Source organism: Caulobacter sp. FW305-C-30-S16, from assembly GCF_058783025.1.
In genome coordinates, this window is record NZ_JBYSYH010000005.1 from 1 (window position 1) to 16,886 (window position 16,886).

The window sequence follows — 16,886 nt, forward strand, 5'->3', positions numbered from 1 at the left end:
GACGATGATCCCGAGACGGTCCAGGACGATGAAAACGGGTCGTTGGAAGACCGTGAAGTCCCAGTCGTGTCCACCATCCTTCGCCCTGCGGGCTTCGGATGAATAGCCGGGTTCCCTACATTCAAGGCAGTGTGCCGCGTCGAAGGCGGACGGCTGATCACCGCCCCTCGAACTTCGGCGCCCGCTTCTCGCGGAAGGCCTTGATCCCCTCGCGGACGTCGGCGCTCGGGTTGGCGATCATCACCGCGTGCTGGGCGTCGATCATCGAGTCCTCGAGGCTGATCTGGCCGGCGCGTTGCATCATCGTCTTGCTCAGGCGGACGGCCAGCGGGGCGCGGGTGGCGAGGGCGGCGGCGAACGCCAGAGTCCGCTCTTCGAGGGCGGCGTCGGCGACGACTTCCGTCACCAGCCCCAGCCTCGCCGCCGTCGGCGCGTCGTAGATCTCGCTCAGCAGGGTCATCTTCAGCGCGCGGTCCAGGCCCATCAGGCGCGGGAACAGCCAGGCGCCGCCCTCGTCGGGCAGCAGGCCGACCTTGTTGCTCGTGTCGCCCAGCTTCGCGCTCTCGGCAGCCAGCCGGAAATCGCAGGCGCAGGCCAACGCGAGCCCGCCGGCCACCGCATATCCGCGCACCATGGCGATCGACGGCTTGTCCAGCCGATGCAGGGCCAGCACAACGGCCTGCATGCCCTCGCGCATCTCGCGCCCGTGGCCCATGGGCGCGGAGGCGACATGGGCCGAGTGCTCCGGGTCGTCGCCGGAGATATCGCCGCCCGTGCAGAAGGCCCGCTCCCCGGCGCCTGTGAGGATCAGCACCTTCAGCGCGTCGTCGTCGCGGAACGCGCCGACGGCCGCCTGCAGGTCCTGGGTCATGCCGAAGCTGTAGGCGTTCATCGCGCCCGGCCGGTTCAGGGTGATGCGCGCCACACCCGCCGCCGGCCGGTCGCACAGCAGGGTCTCGTAGGTGGTCCGTCCGAACGCCACACCCTTCATCGCCTCGACTCCCGCTGCTGCTCGTCTACGCTCCCGCCAAACAGAACCGGGAGGCCGCCATGAGCTATCAGGACATTCTCTATCAGGTCGAGGACGGCGTCGCGGTGGTGACCCTCAACCGGCCCGACCGGCTGAACGCCTGGACCGGCCAGATGCACGTCGATGTGCGGGCCGCGATGCGCGCGGCGAGCGATGATCCGGCCGTGCGGGTGATCGTGCTGACCGGCGCGGGCCGCGGCTTCTGCGCCGGGGCCGACATGAACGCCCTGCAGGGCATCGGGGCAGGGACGCGGGCGGCGGTCGCGGACGGCCCGTTCGATCCGCAGGCCCGCGAGGATTTCCGCAAGACCTATTCCTACTTCCCCAGCGTGCCCAAGCCGATCATCGGGGCGATCAACGGCGCCTGCGCGGGGCTGGGCATGGTGATGGCGCTCTACACCGACATCCGGTTCGCGGCGGACAACGCCGTCTTCACCACCGCCTTCTCGCGACGCGGCCTGATCGCCGAGCACGGGATCAGCTGGTTGCTTCCGCGACTGGTCGGCATCGCTCACGCCGCCGACCTGCTGTTCTCCGCGCGCCGGGTGACCGCCGCGGAGGCCGAGCGCATCGGCCTGGTCAATCGCGTCATCCCCGCCGAGGGCTTCATGGACGAGGTGATGGCCTACGCGCGGATGCTGGCCACCGAGGTCTCGCCCCGCTCGATGCGGGTGATGAAGGCCGAGATCTGGGGCGCGCAGTTCCAGGGTCTCGGCGACGCCATCGAGACCGCCAACGGCGACATGCAGGACAGCTTCACGTCGGCGGACTTCAAGGAGGGCGTCGCCCACTACGTCGAGAAACGGGCGCCGGCGTTCACGGGTCGGTAGCGGCTCGCCGTCGCTCCAGCAGGCCGACGATCCCGCCCCAGCCGAGAGACGCCAGCACCAGGTAGCTCCAGATCATGTAGGCGGTGATCGAGGCGCGGGGCCAGATCCGGGGATCGAGGATCATGGCGAAATGGGTCGCCATGGTCAGGACCTGGAAGGCGGCCAGGGCGGTCAGCCAGAGCGGGCGCCAGCGCAGGGCCAGGGAGATGAAGACCACCGTCAGGACGACGTCCAGGGCCATGGTGAGAAACTGCGGATGGCGGAAGGTTCGGTCCTCGGCCGCGGCCGAGGCGATCCAGCCGACAAAGACGACAGCCGCCGCCACCTTCTGCGGGCGCCGGCCGGCCCAGCCGACGAACAGGCAGACGGCGGCCATGATCACCAGGCCGATCTGCGATGCAGGGGTCTGAAACATGGCCGGAACGTCCCCCAGGGGTTGCTCCGGCCATCAGACCCCAAACCGGGGCCGGACGTAAGCCTCAGGCGGCGCGGCTTCTGGCCACGGCGCGCAGGCGTCCTTCCAGGGGCGGCTCGTTTTCATCGGGCTTGTCGTGGCCGCCGAGAGCGACGGCGCCCAGGCCGATGCTGTGCTGCAGTCGGGTCAGTTCATGGTGGGTCTCCACGATGCCCCGGCGCGCCTCGGTGAGGGCGGCGATGGTCTGGCAGGACCGGTCGAACACGCCCTGGCCGACGACGGCCGACAGGCGCGCCTCGATGCGGGCATTGGGCAGCATCGCCGTCAAGGTTGCGACGGCCGACAGGGCGCCGTCGATGGCGGCTTCGGCGGCGAACAGCTGGTCGGCCACCTGATGGCCGAGAATTTTGCGCTTCATGGCATGCTCCTCCGGTCCGCGCCGAAGGCTCGACGCGGCGGTTCCGTGCGAATTTTCTGAAGGGGTGTGGGACCCTCAGGTCCCGGCTAGTTGTCCCAGCCCGACATGCTCTGCTGGATCACGTAGGCGAACTGGTGGCTCGCGATGATCACGGCGCTCAGCAACAGGGCGGCCAGGACGGCGGCGCCTCCGATCAGCGCCAGGCGGCCGAGGGGTCCTAGGTCATGGAGGAGCCCTCCTCGCGACCGCCCTTGAACGTCTCGTCCGCGATCACCCAGGCGATGCAGAGAATCTCCTTCAGGATGTGTCCCGAAGGCAGGTACCGGGCCTGCTTGCGCGTGGCCGAGACCAGGTTCTCGATCATGTCGTGCTGTTGCCGGCTCGCCGCCAGCTCGCTCAGCGCGTCCTCCAACTGGCTCCAGGTCCACACCGGCATGTCCGCCGCCGCGTTCCAGAGTTCCGGCTCCGCCGCCGGTTCGATGATTGGTGGGACTCCCACGTCCCAGGTCGTCTGATCCTTGATGCCGTCCATTTCCCGCCTCCCGCAGCAACTGCGTCAAGGCTGATGGATCATCGGGCAGGACGGCTATCCCCGCCGCGGCGCCCCCTAGATCATTGAGGGGGTCATGGCCGTTCTCCCAGTCGCGCAACAGGCGGGCGGCGTCGCGGCGGCTGGCCACGCCGAGGCGTCGGCGCGCCTCGTTCAGGTGGCCATCGACGGTATGCTGCGAGATGTGCAGCCGCCGGGCGATCTCCTTGGAATGGAGGTGTTCCGCGACCAGACGGAGGCATTCCCGCTCACGCGGGGTTAGCCGTTCTATCGCCAACGGGTCGTGCTGCTCCCCCATGAACGCAGAGGTAAATGCCGACGGCGCCGTTCGTCCATCCCCCTTGTTAGCCCTGCGATGAAGAGACATTGACGCATTGGCCGCGCAGGGCATGTGGAATAAGGATTGCTTGCGCCAGAGACGCATTCCCAAAAAGGGCAGGCCGTGAAGATTTTGAGTATCGATCTACCGGCGCCGATGGCCGCGGCGTTCCGCGCCTGCCGGCCCCATTTCATCGGTATCGCCGTGTTCAGCGGCCTGCTGAACCTGCTGTTCCTGACGCCATCGATCTACATGCTGCAGGTCTACGACCGGGTCGTGCCGACCGGGGGGCTGATGACGCTCGCCTTCATCACCCTGGTGGTGGCGTTCGCCCTGGCGACCCTCGCGGCGCTGGACGCCCTGCGCGCCCGCCTGCTCGTGCGCGCCAGCCTGAGGCTGGACAAGATCCTGGCCGGTCCGCTGCTTGAAAAGCTGATGGCCCGCAGCGCGCCCGGCGCGCCGATCCTGGGCATGCGTGAGTTCGACGTCCTGCGGCAGGCGATTTCGGGACCCGCCGCGCTCGGCTTCCTGGATGCGCCCTGGACGCCGATCTACGTCATCATCGCCTTCATGCTGCACCCGGCCCTGGGCGGGCTGACCATTCTCGGCGGGGTAATCCTCGTCGGCCTGGCGATATTCAACGAGCGGTCGACCAAGTCGAAATCGCAGGACGCCATGAAGGCGACCAACGCGGCCTACGCCTCGCAGGAAGCGGCCGCCCAGAACGCCGACATCGTCCGGGCGCTGGGCATGCGCGGCGCCCTGCGCGAGCGGCAACTGGCCGACCGGCGAACCGGCCTCAGCCTTGCCGGCCAGGCCCAGTTCACCGGCGGCGGTTATGCGGCCGGCACCAAATTCCTGCGTCTGTTCCTGCAGTCGGCGGCGCTGGGCCTGGGCGCCTGGCTGGCGGTTGAACGCCAGATCTCCGCCGGCGCCATCATCGCCGCCTCGATCCTGATGAGCCGGGCGTTGCAGCCCGTCGAGCAGGTCGTCGGGTCCTGGAGCACCGTCGTCCAGGCGCGCGGCGCCCTGAAGACGCTCGCCGAACTGTTTTCCTCCGCCGAGCCGGAGACCCCGCGCACCCAGCTGCCGGATCCGAAGGGCGCCCTGCTGTTCGACAAGGTGGCCCAGCGCGCGCCGGGATCGGACACAGTGGTGCTGAAGGGCGTGTCGTTCGCCCTCGCGGCGGGCGAGGTGCTGGGCGTGGTCGGTCCCAGTGGGGCCGGCAAGAGCACGCTGGCCCGTCTGGCCGTCGGCGCCCTCGCGCCGGACGCCGGGGTCGTGCGGCTGGACGGCGCCAATCTCGCCGACTGGGACCCGGACCGGCTCGGCCGGCACATCGGCTACCTGCCGCAGGACAACGCCCTGATCGCCGGCACCGTGCGTGACAACATCTCCCGCTTCGCGGTCTGGCGCGGCGAGGATCCCGTCGCGATCGACGCCGCCGCTGTCGCCGCGGCCCAGGTGGCCGGCGTCCACGACATGATCCTCAAGCTCCCCCAGGGCTACGACACCGTGCTGGCCCACGGCGGTCGCGGATTGTCCGCCGGGCAGGGGCAACGCGTGGCCCTGGCCAGGGCGCTCTACGGCGACCCTGCCCTGCTGGTGCTTGACGAGCCCAACTCCTGCCTCGACGCCGAGGGGGAACTGGCCCTGTCCAAGGCCTTGACCAACGCCAAGGCGCGCGGCGCGTCGATCATGATCATCGCCCACCGCACCGGCGTCCTCGCCGCGGCCGACAAGCTGCTGGTTCTGCGCGATGGCATGGTTGAACGCCTCGGCCCGCGCGCCGAGGTGCTGGCGGCCATGACCGGCGCGGGCCGGCCCGCGCCGAGCTCCAACGTCGTCGAGCTGAAGGGCCAGTAATGAGCGTCTCCGATATGACCGTCGCGCTGGACCATCCCGGGACGGCCTCGCCGACACCCGACAGCCTCAGCGACGACCCCCGCAGCGAGCTGCGCTGGGGGACCATCGTCGCCGGCGCCTTCTTCGTGTTGTTTCTCGGCTGGGCGGCGATCACCCGGCTCGACGCGGGCGCCTATGCCCAAGGTGTGATCGCGGTGTCCGGCAACCGGCAGAGCGTCCAGCACCGTGAGGGCGGACTGGTCAGCGCCATCCACGTCACCGAGGGCCAGACCGTCGCCAAGGGCCAGATGCTGGTCGAGATCGCCGCCGGCGACCTGCGCGCCAACGAGCGGGCCGCGACCAGCGAGGTCTTCACCCTGCTGGCCCAGCGGGCCCGGCTCGACGCAGAGCGGCGGCAGCTGTCGAGCTTCTCCGCGCCGCCCGAGTTCTCGAAGCTGGCCCCGGAAGACGTCACGCTCGCCGCCGAGGCCATGATGTTGCAGCGGCAGCAGTTCGACGCGCGCCGCAACGCCATTGCGGCGCAGCGCGGCGTGCTCGGCCAGCGGATCGGGCAGCTGACCGAACAGGTCACCGGCTTCCAGCGCCAGCTCGACGCCAACGCCGAACAGCAGCGGCTGATCGGCGAGGAGCTGGACGGCATGCGCAAGCTCGCCGCCCAGGGCTATGCGCCGGTCAACCGGGTTCGGGCGCTTGAGCGCAACGAGGCCGCCCTGGCTGGCGAGAACGGCTCCTACCGCGCCCAGATCGCCCGCTCGGGCGAGGCCGTCGGCGAGACCCGGATGCAGCTCCTGTCCCTCGACCGCCAGATGATCGAGGAAGTCACAAGCCAGCTGCGGGATGTGGGCGTCCGGCTGGACGAACTGCAGCCCAAGCTCAGCGCCATGCGCCAGCAACTGTCCCGGGCGACCGTCCGGGCGCCGGAAAGCGGGAAGGTCGTGGGCCTGAAGGTCTTCACGGTCGGCGGCGTCGTCGGTCCAGGCGACGTGCTGATGGAGATCGTGCCGCAGGATCGCGCCCTGGTGATCCAGGCGATGGTCGCGCCGAACGACGCGGACGATCTCAAGCTCGGCCAGGAAACCCAGATCCGCTTCACCTCGCTGCACGAGCGCAACCTGCCCATTCTCAAGGGCCGGCTGACCAAGCTCTCGGCCGACAGTTTCGTCGACGAACAGTCGGGCCAGCGTTTCTTCCGCGCCGAGATCTCGGTTCCGCCGACTGAACTGGCGCGGATCCAGAAGGTGCGTGGCGCCCAGACGGGTCTCCAGGCGGGCCTCCCGGTCGAGGTGCTTGTCCCGCTGCGCAAGCGCACCGCGCTGGACTATCTGCTGGAACCGCTCACGCAGACCTTCTGGCGCTCCGGCCGCGAGCACTAGAGCGGGAGCGTCAATCCACGCGCCGGTGGAAGACGGTCATCTGTCCGACCGGCAGGCCCCAGAGGAAGACGCGGACGTGTTTCAGCGCGACCGTCGACGAGATCTGGGTGAAGCGGGTCAGGAAGCGGGGCCTGGGCCCGCCGTCGGATCTCAGCGGCCGTCGGAACGAGAGCACATAGTCCGCGCCCTCGTAGCGCCCCTGAATGCCGGGTCCGGCCAGGGCCTCGGCGGCGACATACTGGCCGTTCAGCCCGCGAGTCATGGCCCAGCGCCACTCATCGAACTCGCCATCTTCCCAATGGAAGGCTTCGTCGAACTTGATCGCGCGGTAGGCGTCGTCCAGTCGTCCCTCGGTGATGACCTGGCAGCGCCGCTGCAGCCTGCCGGTCGGGCCGCGGGTCAGCCCCCAGCCCTCCGTGCGGCCCACGAAGAAGACCTCCGGCCTGAAAGGACCGATCCTGCCGTGCGCGTCTCCGTCCAAACGATTGTCCCCCGCCGAGGGTGAACGGCGTTCGGCGACCTTATGGCCGGCCACGCGCGTCCACCACGACGCGGAATGTCGCGGGGCGGGATTGGTTGCCGATCCGTCCTGCGACAGGCTGTCGCGGCGGGCGTGGAGCGTCAGCGCCGCTTGCTTGCGGCGAGGGCCTTGGCCTCTTCAGGCGTCAGCCTGGTGATCTTCGACACAGGACAGCGGTAGGGCCCGACCGAGGAGTTCGTGATCAGGGTGACGTCCAGCCCGTCGCAGATCGCCGTACCGCCGCCGCGGGTCTCGACGCCGATGGAGATCGCCTCGTTGAGGCCGTTGCAGGGCCCGAACATGTCCAGCCGGTAGACGTCGTGCGCGTTCACATCGAGGTAGACGACGTTGTCGCGCGCGGACCTGTCTTCCCGCCACCCGTTGATCTGGTGAGAGAAGAAGCATGCTCGCTTCGCAGGAGGGTTCGCGGCCGGCCCGGGCGCGGCGTCGGACGCCAGCGCCGAGGCGCCGGCGGTGAGGGCCAGTCCGACAATCAGGCATGCTGTGGTCAGTGTTTTCATAGCGGTCTCCAGACGTGTGGCTCCCGGTCCCGGTTGCATCCTGACACGCGGTTACGTCCGGATCGAGGCGCGGCGCCGCGCACGGGCCGCGAACCGGTCGGGATCGACCAGGGCGGCCAGGTCAGCCGGCAGGGGGGAGGGCGAGCCCGTGACCAGCGCCGCGAGATGTTCGGCCAGCAGCGGCGCCGTCGAAAAGCCGCGCGAGCCGAGCCCCGCCAGAATGAACCGCCCCGGAGCATCCGGAACCGGCCCGGCCAGCGGCAGCCGGTCGCGGGTCGCCGCCCGGATCGAGGCCCGCCCCTGCAAGTCACGGTCGGCGACCCGCCCGGCGAGCCGGGGCAGGGTCTCGGCCAGCAGGGTGCGGTTGCGGTCGTGATCGGCCGGCGTGGTCGCCGTGTCTGTCCGGTCCCGGTCGAAGGTGGCGCCGAACAGGACGCCGCCACCGCGCAGCGGGATCACATAGCCGCCCTTCGAGAGCGCGACGGCGGGCTCCGGATCGACGGTCCAGCTGGCCTGGCCGCGGATCGGTTGCAGGGTCAGATCCGGGGCAAAGGTCGCGCTGGCGTGGCCGCCGGCGATACAGACGGCGTCGACGGTGCAGAGCACCACGCCCTGCGCATCGATCAGGGCCTGGCGACCCTCTCGCGCCTCGATCCGGTCAACGGTCGCGACCCGGACCGGCCCTGTCCAGGCCTCCAGCGCCGCCGCAGGGTCGAGCACGACGGCGTCGCGGATATCGAGGCCGGCCGGAGCGTGTTCGCCGAGGCGGGCGCCGACCTGCGCGGCGTCCAGGCGCGCCAGGGTTCCCGCCTCGAACAGGTCCGCCCCGGCCAGGGTGTCGAACCGGGCGGCGTCCCTGGGCGTCGCCTCCAGCTGCAGGGCTCCGTGCGCGATGACGGCGGAGGGCAGGGCGCGATAGAGGTCCACGGCATGGGCGAAGGCCTGCGCATGCAAGGCGGCCGACGGGCCGAGGCCGGCGTCGAGCCGCGGCGAGACCAGCGCCGCGGGATTTCCGGACGCGCCGGCCCCTGGTCCCGCCGTGTCGATGAGCACAGGCTCTACGCCCAGCCGGCGAAACGCCCGCGCCAGCGAGGCCCCGGCGATCCCCGCGCCGAGGATGGCGACCGTGGGCAGGGCCGGGATGATCGTCGGCTCCCCGGCGAAGCGGGCTTCCAGCCGCTCGCGCTTGCGACCGTGGCCAGGGTGCTTCTCGACGGTGAATCCGGCGGCCTGCAGACCACGCCGGACGACTCCGGCGACGGTGAAGGTGGCGACGCGGGCCGCGGGCGCGCTTGCGGCGGCGATCCGGTCCAGAACCGGCTGGCTCCACATCGCCGGATTGGTCGCCGGGGCGAAGCCGTCGAGGAACCAGGCGTCGGCGCGCCCGGTCCACTGGCCGAGGGCGCTCTCGACGTCCATCACCGCCAGATCGAGCGTCGCGTCGAGTTCCGGCAGGTCGAGGCGATGGAAACCCGCCGCCCGCCGCGGCCACTGCGCCAGCATCCGGTCGGCGACCGGCGCCAGCTCGGGCCAGCGCCCCAGCGCGCGCGCGGCGTCGTCCCGCGAAACGGGAAAGGCCTCGACGGAGAAGATGTTCAGCCTGCCGCCGGCAGGCCGGCGGCGGCTCCACAGATCCAGCAGGGCGGCGATGTTGAGCCCTGTGCCGAAGCCCAGTTCACCGACCACGAAGCGACGTCGTCCGGCCCAGGCCTCAGGCAGGCCGCATCCGGTCAGAAATACCGCGCGCGTCTCGGCCAGACCGTCATCGCTGGAGAAATAGACATCGCCGAACCGGCCCGACCGGGGCAGGCCGTCATCGCCCCAGACGAGGGCCGGATCGGCGGCGCGGGTCGAGTCTGACGTCATCTGAACCGGAAAAAGAAAAAGGGCCGCCCCGGAGGACGGCCCTTCCTTACAACGCGTGAAGCGTTGTGACGTGTCTTACTGCGCGGGCGCGGGCGCGGCCGGAGCAGCGGCAGCGGCGTCAGCGGCCGGAGCAGCAGCGGCGTCAGCGGCCGGAGCGGCGGCGGCGGCGTCAGCGGCGGCCTTCGAAGCGTCGGCGGCGGCGGCGTCAGCGGTCGCGGCGGCGTCGGTCGCCGTAGCGGCGGCGGCGTCGGCGGTCGCGGCGGCGTCTTCGGCCTTTTCAGCGGGCTTGCCGCAGGCGGCGACGGAGAGAGCGGCGACGGCGGCGCCGGCGACGAGCAGCTTACGGAGCATATCGGAGGTCATGTCCTGGAGTCCCCTGTGAGGATTTTCTAACGCGCCCCGTCGGGGAGGCGCACACCGGACTATGCCGCTCTCAGCGAGGAGCGCAAGGGCCGACTTCACGCCCCTGTGATCACTTTTTTCCGCGACGAAAGGCCTCAGGCTTCATTCGGTATGGTGGACAGGGCTTCCTCGAGTTCGAGGAAGCTGGGCTGGGCCGCCGAGGGGACGCTGCCGCGGCCGATCTCGACGGAGATCTGCGCAGCATTGCCGTGCAGGTGCGCCACCAGCACCGCCTGGATGATTCGATAGAAGGCGGCCTCCTCGTCCACGACGGCCTTCAGTCGCGCGGCGATCGGACCGACCAGGCCATAGGCCAGGAACACGCCGAGGAAGGTGCCGACCAGGGCGCCGCCGATCATCCCGCCCAGCACGGCGGGCGGCTCGGTGATCGAGCCCATGGTCTTGATGACGCCGAGCACGGCGGCGACGATACCCAGCGCGGGCAGGGCGTCGGCCAGGTTCTGCAGGGCGTGCGCGGGCTCGCCGTGTTCGTGATGGTGCTTTTCGAGCTGCTTCTCCATCGCGTCCTCGACCTGGTGGGGATCTTCCAGGTTCATGGTCATCATCCGCAGCGTGTCGCAGATGAAGTCGACGGCGAAGTGGTCCTTCATGATCCGGGGGAAGCGCGAGAAGATCGAACTGTCGCCGGGCTTTTCAATGTGGCTTTCGAGGGCGATCACGCCCTTGGATTTCATCGTCTTGGTCAGCAGGAAGAGCAGCGACAGCAGGTCGCGGTAGTCGCTCGCCTTCCACTTCGGGCCGGCGAAGGCCTTGCCCAGACCCCCCAGCGAGCCCTTAACGACCGTCATCGAGTTCGAGATCAGGAAAGCGGCGACGCCGGCCCCGCCGATGGCCATCATTTCGTGAGGCAGGGAGTGAAGGATCACCTCCATCTTGCCGCCGGAGATGATGTAGCTGCCGAACACGAGGCCGAAGAGCAGCACGATGCCGATGATCTGGAACATGGAGTGAGACGCCGCCTGTCGGGGTTAACGGACGAAGAATCCGCCGGAATGCTTAATGGGCGATGAGCGCGGGGGCCGTTGCGCCGCTGTTTCGACGCGCCCTAGACTGCAGCCATGACCTCACAGGCGCGATCCGTCCCGAAGCTCGCCCCGCGATCCTTCGCCATCCTGTTCGCCGTCTCGATCGTGGTCGCGATCGGCAACACGGGCCTGATGTCCATTCTGCCGGCGATCGGGCGGCAGATCGGCATTCCGGACGCCTTCATGGCGGCGATCTTCTCGCTGTCGGCGCTGCTCTGGGCCGTCATGTCGCCGATCTGGGCCCGGGAGTCCGACAAGCGCGGCCGTCGCCCGCTGATCATGCTCGGTCTCGCCGGGTTCGCGGTGTCGATGCTTTGCTGCGGCCTGGTCGTGACGGCGGGGTTGCATCACCTGGCGCCCTGGCCGGTGATCTTCATTGTCTTCCTGCTGGCCCGCGCGCTGTTCGGCCTGATCGGGTCGGCGTCCAACCCGGCGACCCAGGCCTATGTCGCCGAGCGGACCTCGCGCGCCGAGCGCACCCAGATGATGGCCAGCCTGGCGGGGGCCTTCGGTCTCGGCACCGTGGTCGGGCCGTTCCTCGCGCCGATGTTCATCCTGCCGGTAGTGTCGCTGGCCGGGCCGCTGTTCAGCTTCTCGCTGATCGCGCTGTGCATGCTGATCGCGGTCTGGCGGATGCTTCCCGAGGAGTCCGTCCCCCGCGAGACCCGCCGCCTGGCCGGGGCGGCGCTGTGGAAGGACAAGCGGCTCGCGCCGTTCCTGATCTACGGCTTCCTGGTGGCCACCTGCCAGACGGCCCAGGGCTACACCCTCGGCTTCATGATCATCGACAAACTGGGCGTTTCGCCGGTCGAGGCGCTGGGCTTCATCGCCGTCTCGATGGCCGCCGGGGCGATGGCGGGCCTGCTGGCGCAGTGGGGCCTGATCCGCATCTTCAACATGGGGCCCAAGACGCTGCTGCGCTGGGGCGTCGCGCTGGCCTGCGTCGGCAACCTGATCACCGCGTTCGCGCCGGACTACTGGACCGTCGTGGCCGGCTACGCCATCGCCTGCCTCGGCTACGGCTTCGCCCGGCCGGGCTTCACCGCCGGGGCCTCGCTGTCGGTGCAGATGCACGAGCAGGCGCAGGCGGCGGCGGCGATTGCGGCGGTCAACGGCCTGAACGTGATCATCGCCCCGCTGTTCGTGACGCTCTACGAGGCAATCCACCCCGGTCCGTTCCTGCTGAACGCGGTGATCCTGGCCGGTCTGCTGGTGTTCGCCCTGAAGAACGGCATCCTGCGCAAGGCGGGCGAGGCCGGCGACGCGGACGAGGAAGCGACCCTGGCGCTGCTCGAGCGGAGCGACGAGGGCGGGGTCTAGAGGACGCCCGCCTCGTCCCGCAGCTTCTTCACCAGATCGATCGACAGGTAGCCGTCCGCAGGCAGGCCGCGCGCTTTCTGCCAAGCGCGGAGGGCGGTGCGGGTGCCTGAGCCGATCACGCCGTCCGGCGCGCCCGGGTTGAAGCCCAGCTTCGCCAGCGCCGTCTGGGCCGCCATGCGGTCAGCCAGAGACAGCGGAATCTCGTAAGGCCAGGGCGTGACCAGCGGGCCTTCACCGCCGAAGCGGTCGGCCAGCAGCCCCACGCCGAGCGCGTAGGCGGTCGAGTTGTTGTAGCGCCGGATCGCCATGTGATTGGGGAAGGTCAGGAAGGCCGGGCCATTGACGCCGGACGGCAGGATCAGGCCCGCCTCCGCCGTCTGGTCGGCGCTGCTCCACGGCAGGCCGTCGGCGCGCCGCACCCCCTTCGCAGCCCAGCCGGCCGGCGTGTCCTTCGGACCCTCGACCACCGAATAGTCGAAGCCCGACGGCAAAATCACTTCCCGCGCCCAGCTCTGGCCACGCTTCCAGCCGGCCTTCGCCATGTAGTTGCCGGTCGAGAACAGGGCGTCCGCGGTGGAGCCCCAGATGTCGCGCAGGCCGTCGTTGTCGCCATCCACGGCGGTCGCCAGGAATACGGACGGCAGGAACTGGGTCTGGCCCATGGCGCCGGCCCAGCTGCCCTTCAGCCGGGTGCGCGTGGCTTCTCCGGAACCGACGATCTTCAGCGCCGCGATCAGCTCGCCTTCGGCCCAGTTGCGCCGGCGGCCGTCGGCGGCCAGGGTGGCGAGCGAGCGGATCACGTCCATGTCGCCCTGGATCTTGCCGAAGGCGGATTCCATGGCCCAGATCGCCAGCACGATCTCGCGCGGCGCGCCGTAGCGCTGCTCGATGGTCGCCAGGTAGGGCAGGCTGTCGCGGAACTGGCGGCCCTGGGCGACGCGGACGTCGCTGACCACGCCCTTCACGTAGTCGCCGACCGGCTTGGAGAACTCCGGCTGGCGCGAGTCCTGCGCCGAGGCGCGGACATCGGGCGCCAGCCCGGCCAGTTCGCGGTCGAGGACGGCGACCGGCACCCCGGCGTCGCGGGCGCGATTGTAGAAGCCGGACAGCCAGGCGTCGAAATTGGGGTCGCCGGACGGCGTAAGGCTCGCCGAGGGCGCGGGAACCGACGGCACGGCCGGTGTTCCGGGCGCGGGCGGCGGGGCCGGACTGGTGACGCCCAGCGACGGCTCCAGCGAGGGGTCGGCGCAGCCGGCGACAATCAGGGCGAGAAACGAACGACGGTCCATGGGTCTACGCTACAGGGGTGCGGGGGCGCACCCTAAATCACAAGCCTGCGAATACCGTGCCGAGATTGACCTGACGCGCAGGCTCGCAGGATAGTCGGGCTCTGGGATTGTAGGGATACAAATCATGCGTTTGTTGCTCGGAGCCGTTTTTTCGTCGGCGCTGCTGATGTTCTCCGGGGCCGCCTCGGCGGCGGAAACCGACTGCGCCGACCCCGCGGGCGGCCCGTCCTTCGCCAACACCCGCTGGTCCGGCACGTCGGAATGGGAAGGCGTCGCCCCCAACCCGATGACCCTGTTCCTGCGCCAGGACTGCGTCGTGGAGTACGTTTCGCGTGGCGTGACCTACACCAACGGGACCTGGGTCCAGCGCGGCAACCTGATCGAGTGGCAGTCCAACGACCACTTCGCGGTCTATGTCGGCCAGGCCGGCCTCGGCCAGATCGGCGGGGTCATGTACAATCGTCGCGGCCAGCAGGGCGTGTGGCGATTCAAGCGCGCGGACTGATCCGGGCGGTCGTCAAAAGGGGACAGAGAACCATGCGTCTGATGCTCGGAATCGCCCTGGCGGCGTCCCTTCTGCTCGCCGGCGGCGCGGCGGCCCAGTCGAAAGGCGGATGCGGACGCCCCGGCGAGCCCGCGACCCTGACCGGCTCAAGCTGGAAGGGGACCTTCACCTGGACGGGCGATCCGGCGGTGGCCCAGACCATGACCCTGCTGCCCGACTGCACGGTGAAATACAGCTACAAGGGAGCCACCTACACCAATGGACGCTGGCTGCAGCGCGGCGACATGGTGATGTGGAACACCAACGATCATTTCGCCATCTACCTCGGTTTCGTCACCGGCGGCGAAATGGGCGGCACCATGGCCAACCAGAACGGCGCCTATGGCGCCTGGACCTTCAAGCGCGCGGATTGACTCAAAAGCCGTCGCCGCCTATAGCCGCCCGCTCTGGAACAACCGGGTTTCCGCAGGCGCCGCAGATGGCGCCCGGACGTCCCGCAAACGGTAGACGGGTCATGAAAGTCAGAAGCTCGCTCAAGTCGCTGAAGAATCGCCACCGCGACTGCAAGCTCGTGCGTCGCAAGGGCGTGATGTACGTGATCAACAAGACCGATCCGCGCTTCAAGGCCAAACAGGGCTGAGCATGCGCACGCCCCGGGGAGTACTCTGGGACGTCGGCAATGTGATCGTGGGCTGGAGCCCGCGTCGCCTCTACGAACAGATCTTCCAGGAGCCGGCCGCTTGCGACCGGTTCCTTTCGTCTGTCTGCACCCTCGACTGGCACCTCGAACACGACCGCGGCGTCTCGTTTGCGGACAATGCAACGGCGCTGATCGCGCAACACCCCGAGCATGAGGCGGAGATCCGCCTGTGGGGCGACCGGTTCATCGACATGGTCGGTCCGGTGATCGGCGAGAGCGAGTCGGCGATCCTCGCCCTCGCCGCGCGGGGCGTTCCCCAGTTCGGTCTGACCAACATGCCCAGCGAGGCCTGGCCCGGCGTGACGACCCTCTCACCCGCGTTCGCCTGCTTCGGCGATACGGTGGTGTCCGGCGACGAGGGGCTGGTGAAGCCTGATCCGGCGATCTTCCGGCTGGCCGCCGAGCGGGCAGGGATGGCGCCGCAGGATCTGCTGTTCATCGACGATTCGGCCGCCAACATCGCTTCCGCCGCCGCGCTGGGCTTTCATGTCCACAGGTTCGAGGACCCTGCCCACCTGTTTCCGGTCCTCGTCGGCCACGGACTGCTTGAGGCCTGAGGCCCGGAGGGCTAGAGGGTCGGCCTTCCCGATCCCTCCGTCCTGTGAGAGCCTTCCCCCATGGCCGACGACGCCTCCACCATCGACGTGCTCAACAGCACGGCCCAGACGCAGCTCAAGACCATTCTTGAGCGCATCGAGCGGCTGGAAGAGGACAAGGCGGCGGTGATGGCCGACCTCAAGGAGGTCTATGCCGAGGCCAAGGGCAACGGCTTCGACGTCAAGATCATCCGCAAGGTGGTGCGCATCCGGAAGATGGACCGCGCCAAGCGCCAGGAAGAGGACGCGCTGATCGACCTCTACCTCTCGGCCATCGGGGAAGTTTGAAGCGCGGCGCGCCAGATCTGAAAGCGCAGGCCAAACGGGCCGCGCTGAACGCCCTGAAGCGCGCCCGCCGCACGGCTGACAAGGCCGGCATCGAACTGTCCGACTGGGAAGGCGAGTTCCTCGGCAGCGTCGAGGATCGCCTGAAGACCTATGGCCGCGCCTTCGGGGACCCGGAGAAGGGCGGCGCGGGCCAGGCCCTGTCGGTGCTGCAGGCCGTGAAGCTCAAGGAGATCACCGCCAAGGCCAAGGGCGAGAAGAAGCCGATGAAACGCAAGGCGTTCGGGCGGCGACCATCGCCCGCCGAGCAGGACTGACCGGATGGTGCACCGCTTTTCGCCCCTGCTGCTTTCTCTGCTGATCGCCGGCTGCGCTGCGCCCGCCGGGGTGGAGCAGGCCGCCACAGCGCCGGCCTGCGTGCTGCCTGCCGCGATCACGCCTGCGCCCGCCTACGACCCGCCGGCCGATGAGATCGAGGCGGACGAGCCGACCGCCTTCTACATGCTGGCCCTGACCTGGGCGCCGGAGGACTGCCGCGCCAATGGCGACCGGCGGGGCTACGAGATCCAGTGCCGCGACAACGCCTTCGGCTTCGTGCTGCACGGCCTGTGGCCCAACGGCGCCGCGCGCCGCCATCCGCGATACTGCGGTCCGGCCCCGGCGATCAGCCCCGCGACGGTGCGCAAGACCGCCTGCATGACCCCCTCGACCGTGATGCAGCAGCATGAGTGGGCCGCCCATGGCACCTGCGGCTGGGACACGCCGGAGGCCTATTTCCAGCAGGCCGCGACGCTATGGTATGCGGTGAGGATGCCCGAGCTTTCGGGCCCGTCGATGACCGCCGGCGCGCTGCGCGACGCCTTCGTGGCGGCCAACCCGTGGATGAAGCGCGACGGCATCTACATCAAGACCGTCGACGACAACCGGTTGATGGACGTGCGGTTCTGCTACGACCTTGCTTACCGGCCGATGGCCTGCCGCGGCTCGTTGGGCGCGGGCGATGGCACAGTGCTGGCGATCACGCCGCGCCGCTGA

General features: G+C 69.5%; 21 protein-coding genes and 1 pseudogene. 11 read left to right on the forward strand and 11 right to left on the reverse strand.

The window, feature by feature from the left end:
* Positions 1 to 157: 157 nt before the first annotated feature.
* Positions 158 to 991 carry an enoyl-CoA hydratase/isomerase family protein gene (locus tag AC3WJT_RS16330; protein WP_492344195.1) on the reverse strand — a complete coding sequence of 278 codons (834 nt, stop codon included), beginning with the start codon at positions 989 to 991 and terminating at the stop codon, positions 158 to 160.
* Between the two features lie 59 nt (positions 992 to 1,050).
* On the opposite strand from AC3WJT_RS16330, the gene AC3WJT_RS16335 reads away from it, so the two are divergent.
* The gene (locus tag AC3WJT_RS16335; RefSeq protein ID WP_492344196.1) at positions 1,051 to 1,860 is read left to right on the forward strand and encodes an enoyl-CoA hydratase; all 810 of its coding nucleotides are present in this window, start codon (positions 1,051 to 1,053) and stop codon (positions 1,858 to 1,860) included.
* Here the strand turns inward: AC3WJT_RS16335 and AC3WJT_RS16340 are convergent.
* The 4 genes and pseudogenes from AC3WJT_RS16340 to AC3WJT_RS16355 form a co-directional block, all read right to left on the reverse strand.
* Positions 1,847 to 2,275, reverse strand: coding sequence for a hypothetical protein (locus AC3WJT_RS16340; protein WP_492344197.1), 429 nt, complete (start codon positions 2,273 to 2,275; stop codon positions 1,847 to 1,849). The two genes, AC3WJT_RS16335 and AC3WJT_RS16340, sit on opposite strands and share 14 nt — an antisense overlap.
* 64 nt (positions 2,276 to 2,339) lie before the next feature.
* Positions 2,340 to 2,693 (reverse strand): hypothetical protein, encoded by a 354-nt coding sequence (locus tag AC3WJT_RS16345; RefSeq protein WP_492344198.1) that lies wholly within the window; start codon positions 2,691 to 2,693, stop codon positions 2,340 to 2,342.
* Between the two features lie 217 nt (positions 2,694 to 2,910).
* On the reverse strand, positions 2,911 to 3,225 hold the full coding sequence (locus AC3WJT_RS16350; protein WP_492344342.1) for a hypothetical protein: 315 nt from the start codon (positions 3,223 to 3,225) through the stop codon (positions 2,911 to 2,913).
* A 178-nt stretch (positions 3,226 to 3,403) separates the two neighbouring features.
* A pseudogene (locus AC3WJT_RS16355) lies at positions 3,404 to 3,667 on the reverse strand (helix-turn-helix domain-containing protein); the annotation flags it as partial.
* Positions 3,668 to 3,685: 18 nt separating this feature from the next.
* Between AC3WJT_RS16355 and AC3WJT_RS16360 the strand changes: the two are divergent.
* Together AC3WJT_RS16360 and AC3WJT_RS16365 are read left to right on the forward strand one after the other, a co-directional pair.
* Positions 3,686 to 5,428 carry a type I secretion system permease/ATPase gene (locus AC3WJT_RS16360; protein ID WP_492344199.1) on the forward strand — a complete coding sequence of 581 codons (1,743 nt, stop codon included), beginning with the start codon at positions 3,686 to 3,688 and terminating at the stop codon, positions 5,426 to 5,428.
* On the forward strand, positions 5,428 to 6,801 hold the full coding sequence (locus AC3WJT_RS16365; RefSeq protein ID WP_492344200.1) for an HlyD family type I secretion periplasmic adaptor subunit: 1,374 nt from the start codon (positions 5,428 to 5,430) through the stop codon (positions 6,799 to 6,801). The genes AC3WJT_RS16360 and AC3WJT_RS16365 overlap by 1 nt, the downstream gene beginning before the upstream one ends.
* A gap of 10 nt (positions 6,802 to 6,811) precedes the next feature.
* Here AC3WJT_RS16365 and AC3WJT_RS16370 read toward each other — a convergent pair whose 3' ends face one another.
* The 5 genes from AC3WJT_RS16370 to motA all read right to left on the reverse strand — a co-directional run bounded on the left by AC3WJT_RS16370 (position 6,812) and on the right by motA (position 11,075).
* Positions 6,812 to 7,336: a DUF3833 family protein gene (locus AC3WJT_RS16370; protein ID WP_492344201.1), complete on the reverse strand. Its 525-nt coding sequence runs from the start codon at positions 7,334 to 7,336 to the stop codon at positions 6,812 to 6,814.
* A gap of 86 nt (positions 7,337 to 7,422) precedes the next feature.
* Positions 7,423 to 7,842 carry a DUF6491 family protein gene (locus AC3WJT_RS16375; RefSeq protein WP_492344202.1) on the reverse strand — a complete coding sequence of 140 codons (420 nt, stop codon included), beginning with the start codon at positions 7,840 to 7,842 and terminating at the stop codon, positions 7,423 to 7,425.
* Between the two features lie 51 nt (positions 7,843 to 7,893).
* Complete coding sequence (gene mnmC2, locus AC3WJT_RS16380; RefSeq protein WP_492344203.1) at positions 7,894 to 9,708, reverse strand: tRNA (5-methylaminomethyl-2-thiouridine)(34)-methyltransferase MnmC2; 1,815 nt, start codon at positions 9,706 to 9,708, stop codon at positions 7,894 to 7,896.
* Positions 9,709 to 9,783: 75 nt separating this feature from the next.
* The gene (locus AC3WJT_RS16385) at positions 9,784 to 10,059 is read right to left on the reverse strand and encodes a hypothetical protein (protein WP_492344204.1); all 276 of its coding nucleotides are present in this window, start codon (positions 10,057 to 10,059) and stop codon (positions 9,784 to 9,786) included.
* Positions 10,060 to 10,205: 146 nt separating this feature from the next.
* Positions 10,206 to 11,075: a flagellar motor stator protein MotA gene (gene motA, locus AC3WJT_RS16390; protein WP_492344205.1), complete on the reverse strand. Its 870-nt coding sequence runs from the start codon at positions 11,073 to 11,075 to the stop codon at positions 10,206 to 10,208.
* A 114-nt stretch (positions 11,076 to 11,189) separates the two neighbouring features.
* Here motA and AC3WJT_RS16395 point away from each other — a divergent pair, with 114 nt between their 5' ends.
* On the forward strand, positions 11,190 to 12,476 hold the full coding sequence (locus AC3WJT_RS16395) for an MFS transporter (RefSeq protein ID WP_492344206.1): 1,287 nt from the start codon (positions 11,190 to 11,192) through the stop codon (positions 12,474 to 12,476).
* Here AC3WJT_RS16395 and AC3WJT_RS16400 read toward each other — a convergent pair.
* The gene (locus AC3WJT_RS16400; protein ID WP_492344207.1) at positions 12,473 to 13,765 is read right to left on the reverse strand and encodes a lytic murein transglycosylase; all 1,293 of its coding nucleotides are present in this window, start codon (positions 13,763 to 13,765) and stop codon (positions 12,473 to 12,475) included. The two genes, AC3WJT_RS16395 and AC3WJT_RS16400, sit on opposite strands and share 4 nt — an antisense overlap.
* 124 nt (positions 13,766 to 13,889) lie before the next feature.
* On the opposite strand from AC3WJT_RS16400, the gene AC3WJT_RS16405 reads away from it, so the two are divergent.
* From AC3WJT_RS16405 to AC3WJT_RS16435, 7 genes are all read left to right on the forward strand, one after another.
* Positions 13,890 to 14,270: a hypothetical protein gene (locus tag AC3WJT_RS16405; RefSeq protein WP_492344208.1), complete on the forward strand. Its 381-nt coding sequence runs from the start codon at positions 13,890 to 13,892 to the stop codon at positions 14,268 to 14,270.
* Positions 14,271 to 14,302: 32 nt separating this feature from the next.
* Positions 14,303 to 14,683 (forward strand): hypothetical protein, encoded by a 381-nt coding sequence (locus AC3WJT_RS16410; RefSeq protein WP_492344209.1) that lies wholly within the window; start codon positions 14,303 to 14,305, stop codon positions 14,681 to 14,683.
* A 101-nt stretch (positions 14,684 to 14,784) separates the two neighbouring features.
* A complete protein-coding gene (gene ykgO / locus AC3WJT_RS16415; RefSeq protein WP_492344210.1) occupies positions 14,785 to 14,910 on the forward strand; it encodes a type B 50S ribosomal protein L36 in 126 nt (41 codons plus the stop codon).
* 2 nt (positions 14,911 to 14,912) lie between these two features.
* On the forward strand, positions 14,913 to 15,527 hold the full coding sequence (locus AC3WJT_RS16420) for an HAD-IA family hydrolase (protein ID WP_492344211.1): 615 nt from the start codon (positions 14,913 to 14,915) through the stop codon (positions 15,525 to 15,527).
* Positions 15,528 to 15,587: 60 nt separating this feature from the next.
* Entirely contained in the window at positions 15,588 to 15,854 is a 267-nt protein-coding gene (gapR, locus tag AC3WJT_RS16425; RefSeq protein WP_488899696.1) for a nucleoid-associated protein GapR, read from the forward strand.
* Positions 15,851 to 16,168 (forward strand): hypothetical protein, encoded by a 318-nt coding sequence (locus AC3WJT_RS16430; protein WP_492344212.1) that lies wholly within the window; start codon positions 15,851 to 15,853, stop codon positions 16,166 to 16,168. Before gapR ends, AC3WJT_RS16430 begins: the two co-directional genes overlap by 4 nt.
* A 4-nt stretch (positions 16,169 to 16,172) precedes the next feature.
* Positions 16,173 to 16,886 carry a ribonuclease T2 family protein gene (locus AC3WJT_RS16435; protein WP_492344213.1) on the forward strand — a complete coding sequence of 238 codons (714 nt, stop codon included), beginning with the start codon at positions 16,173 to 16,175 and terminating at the stop codon, positions 16,884 to 16,886.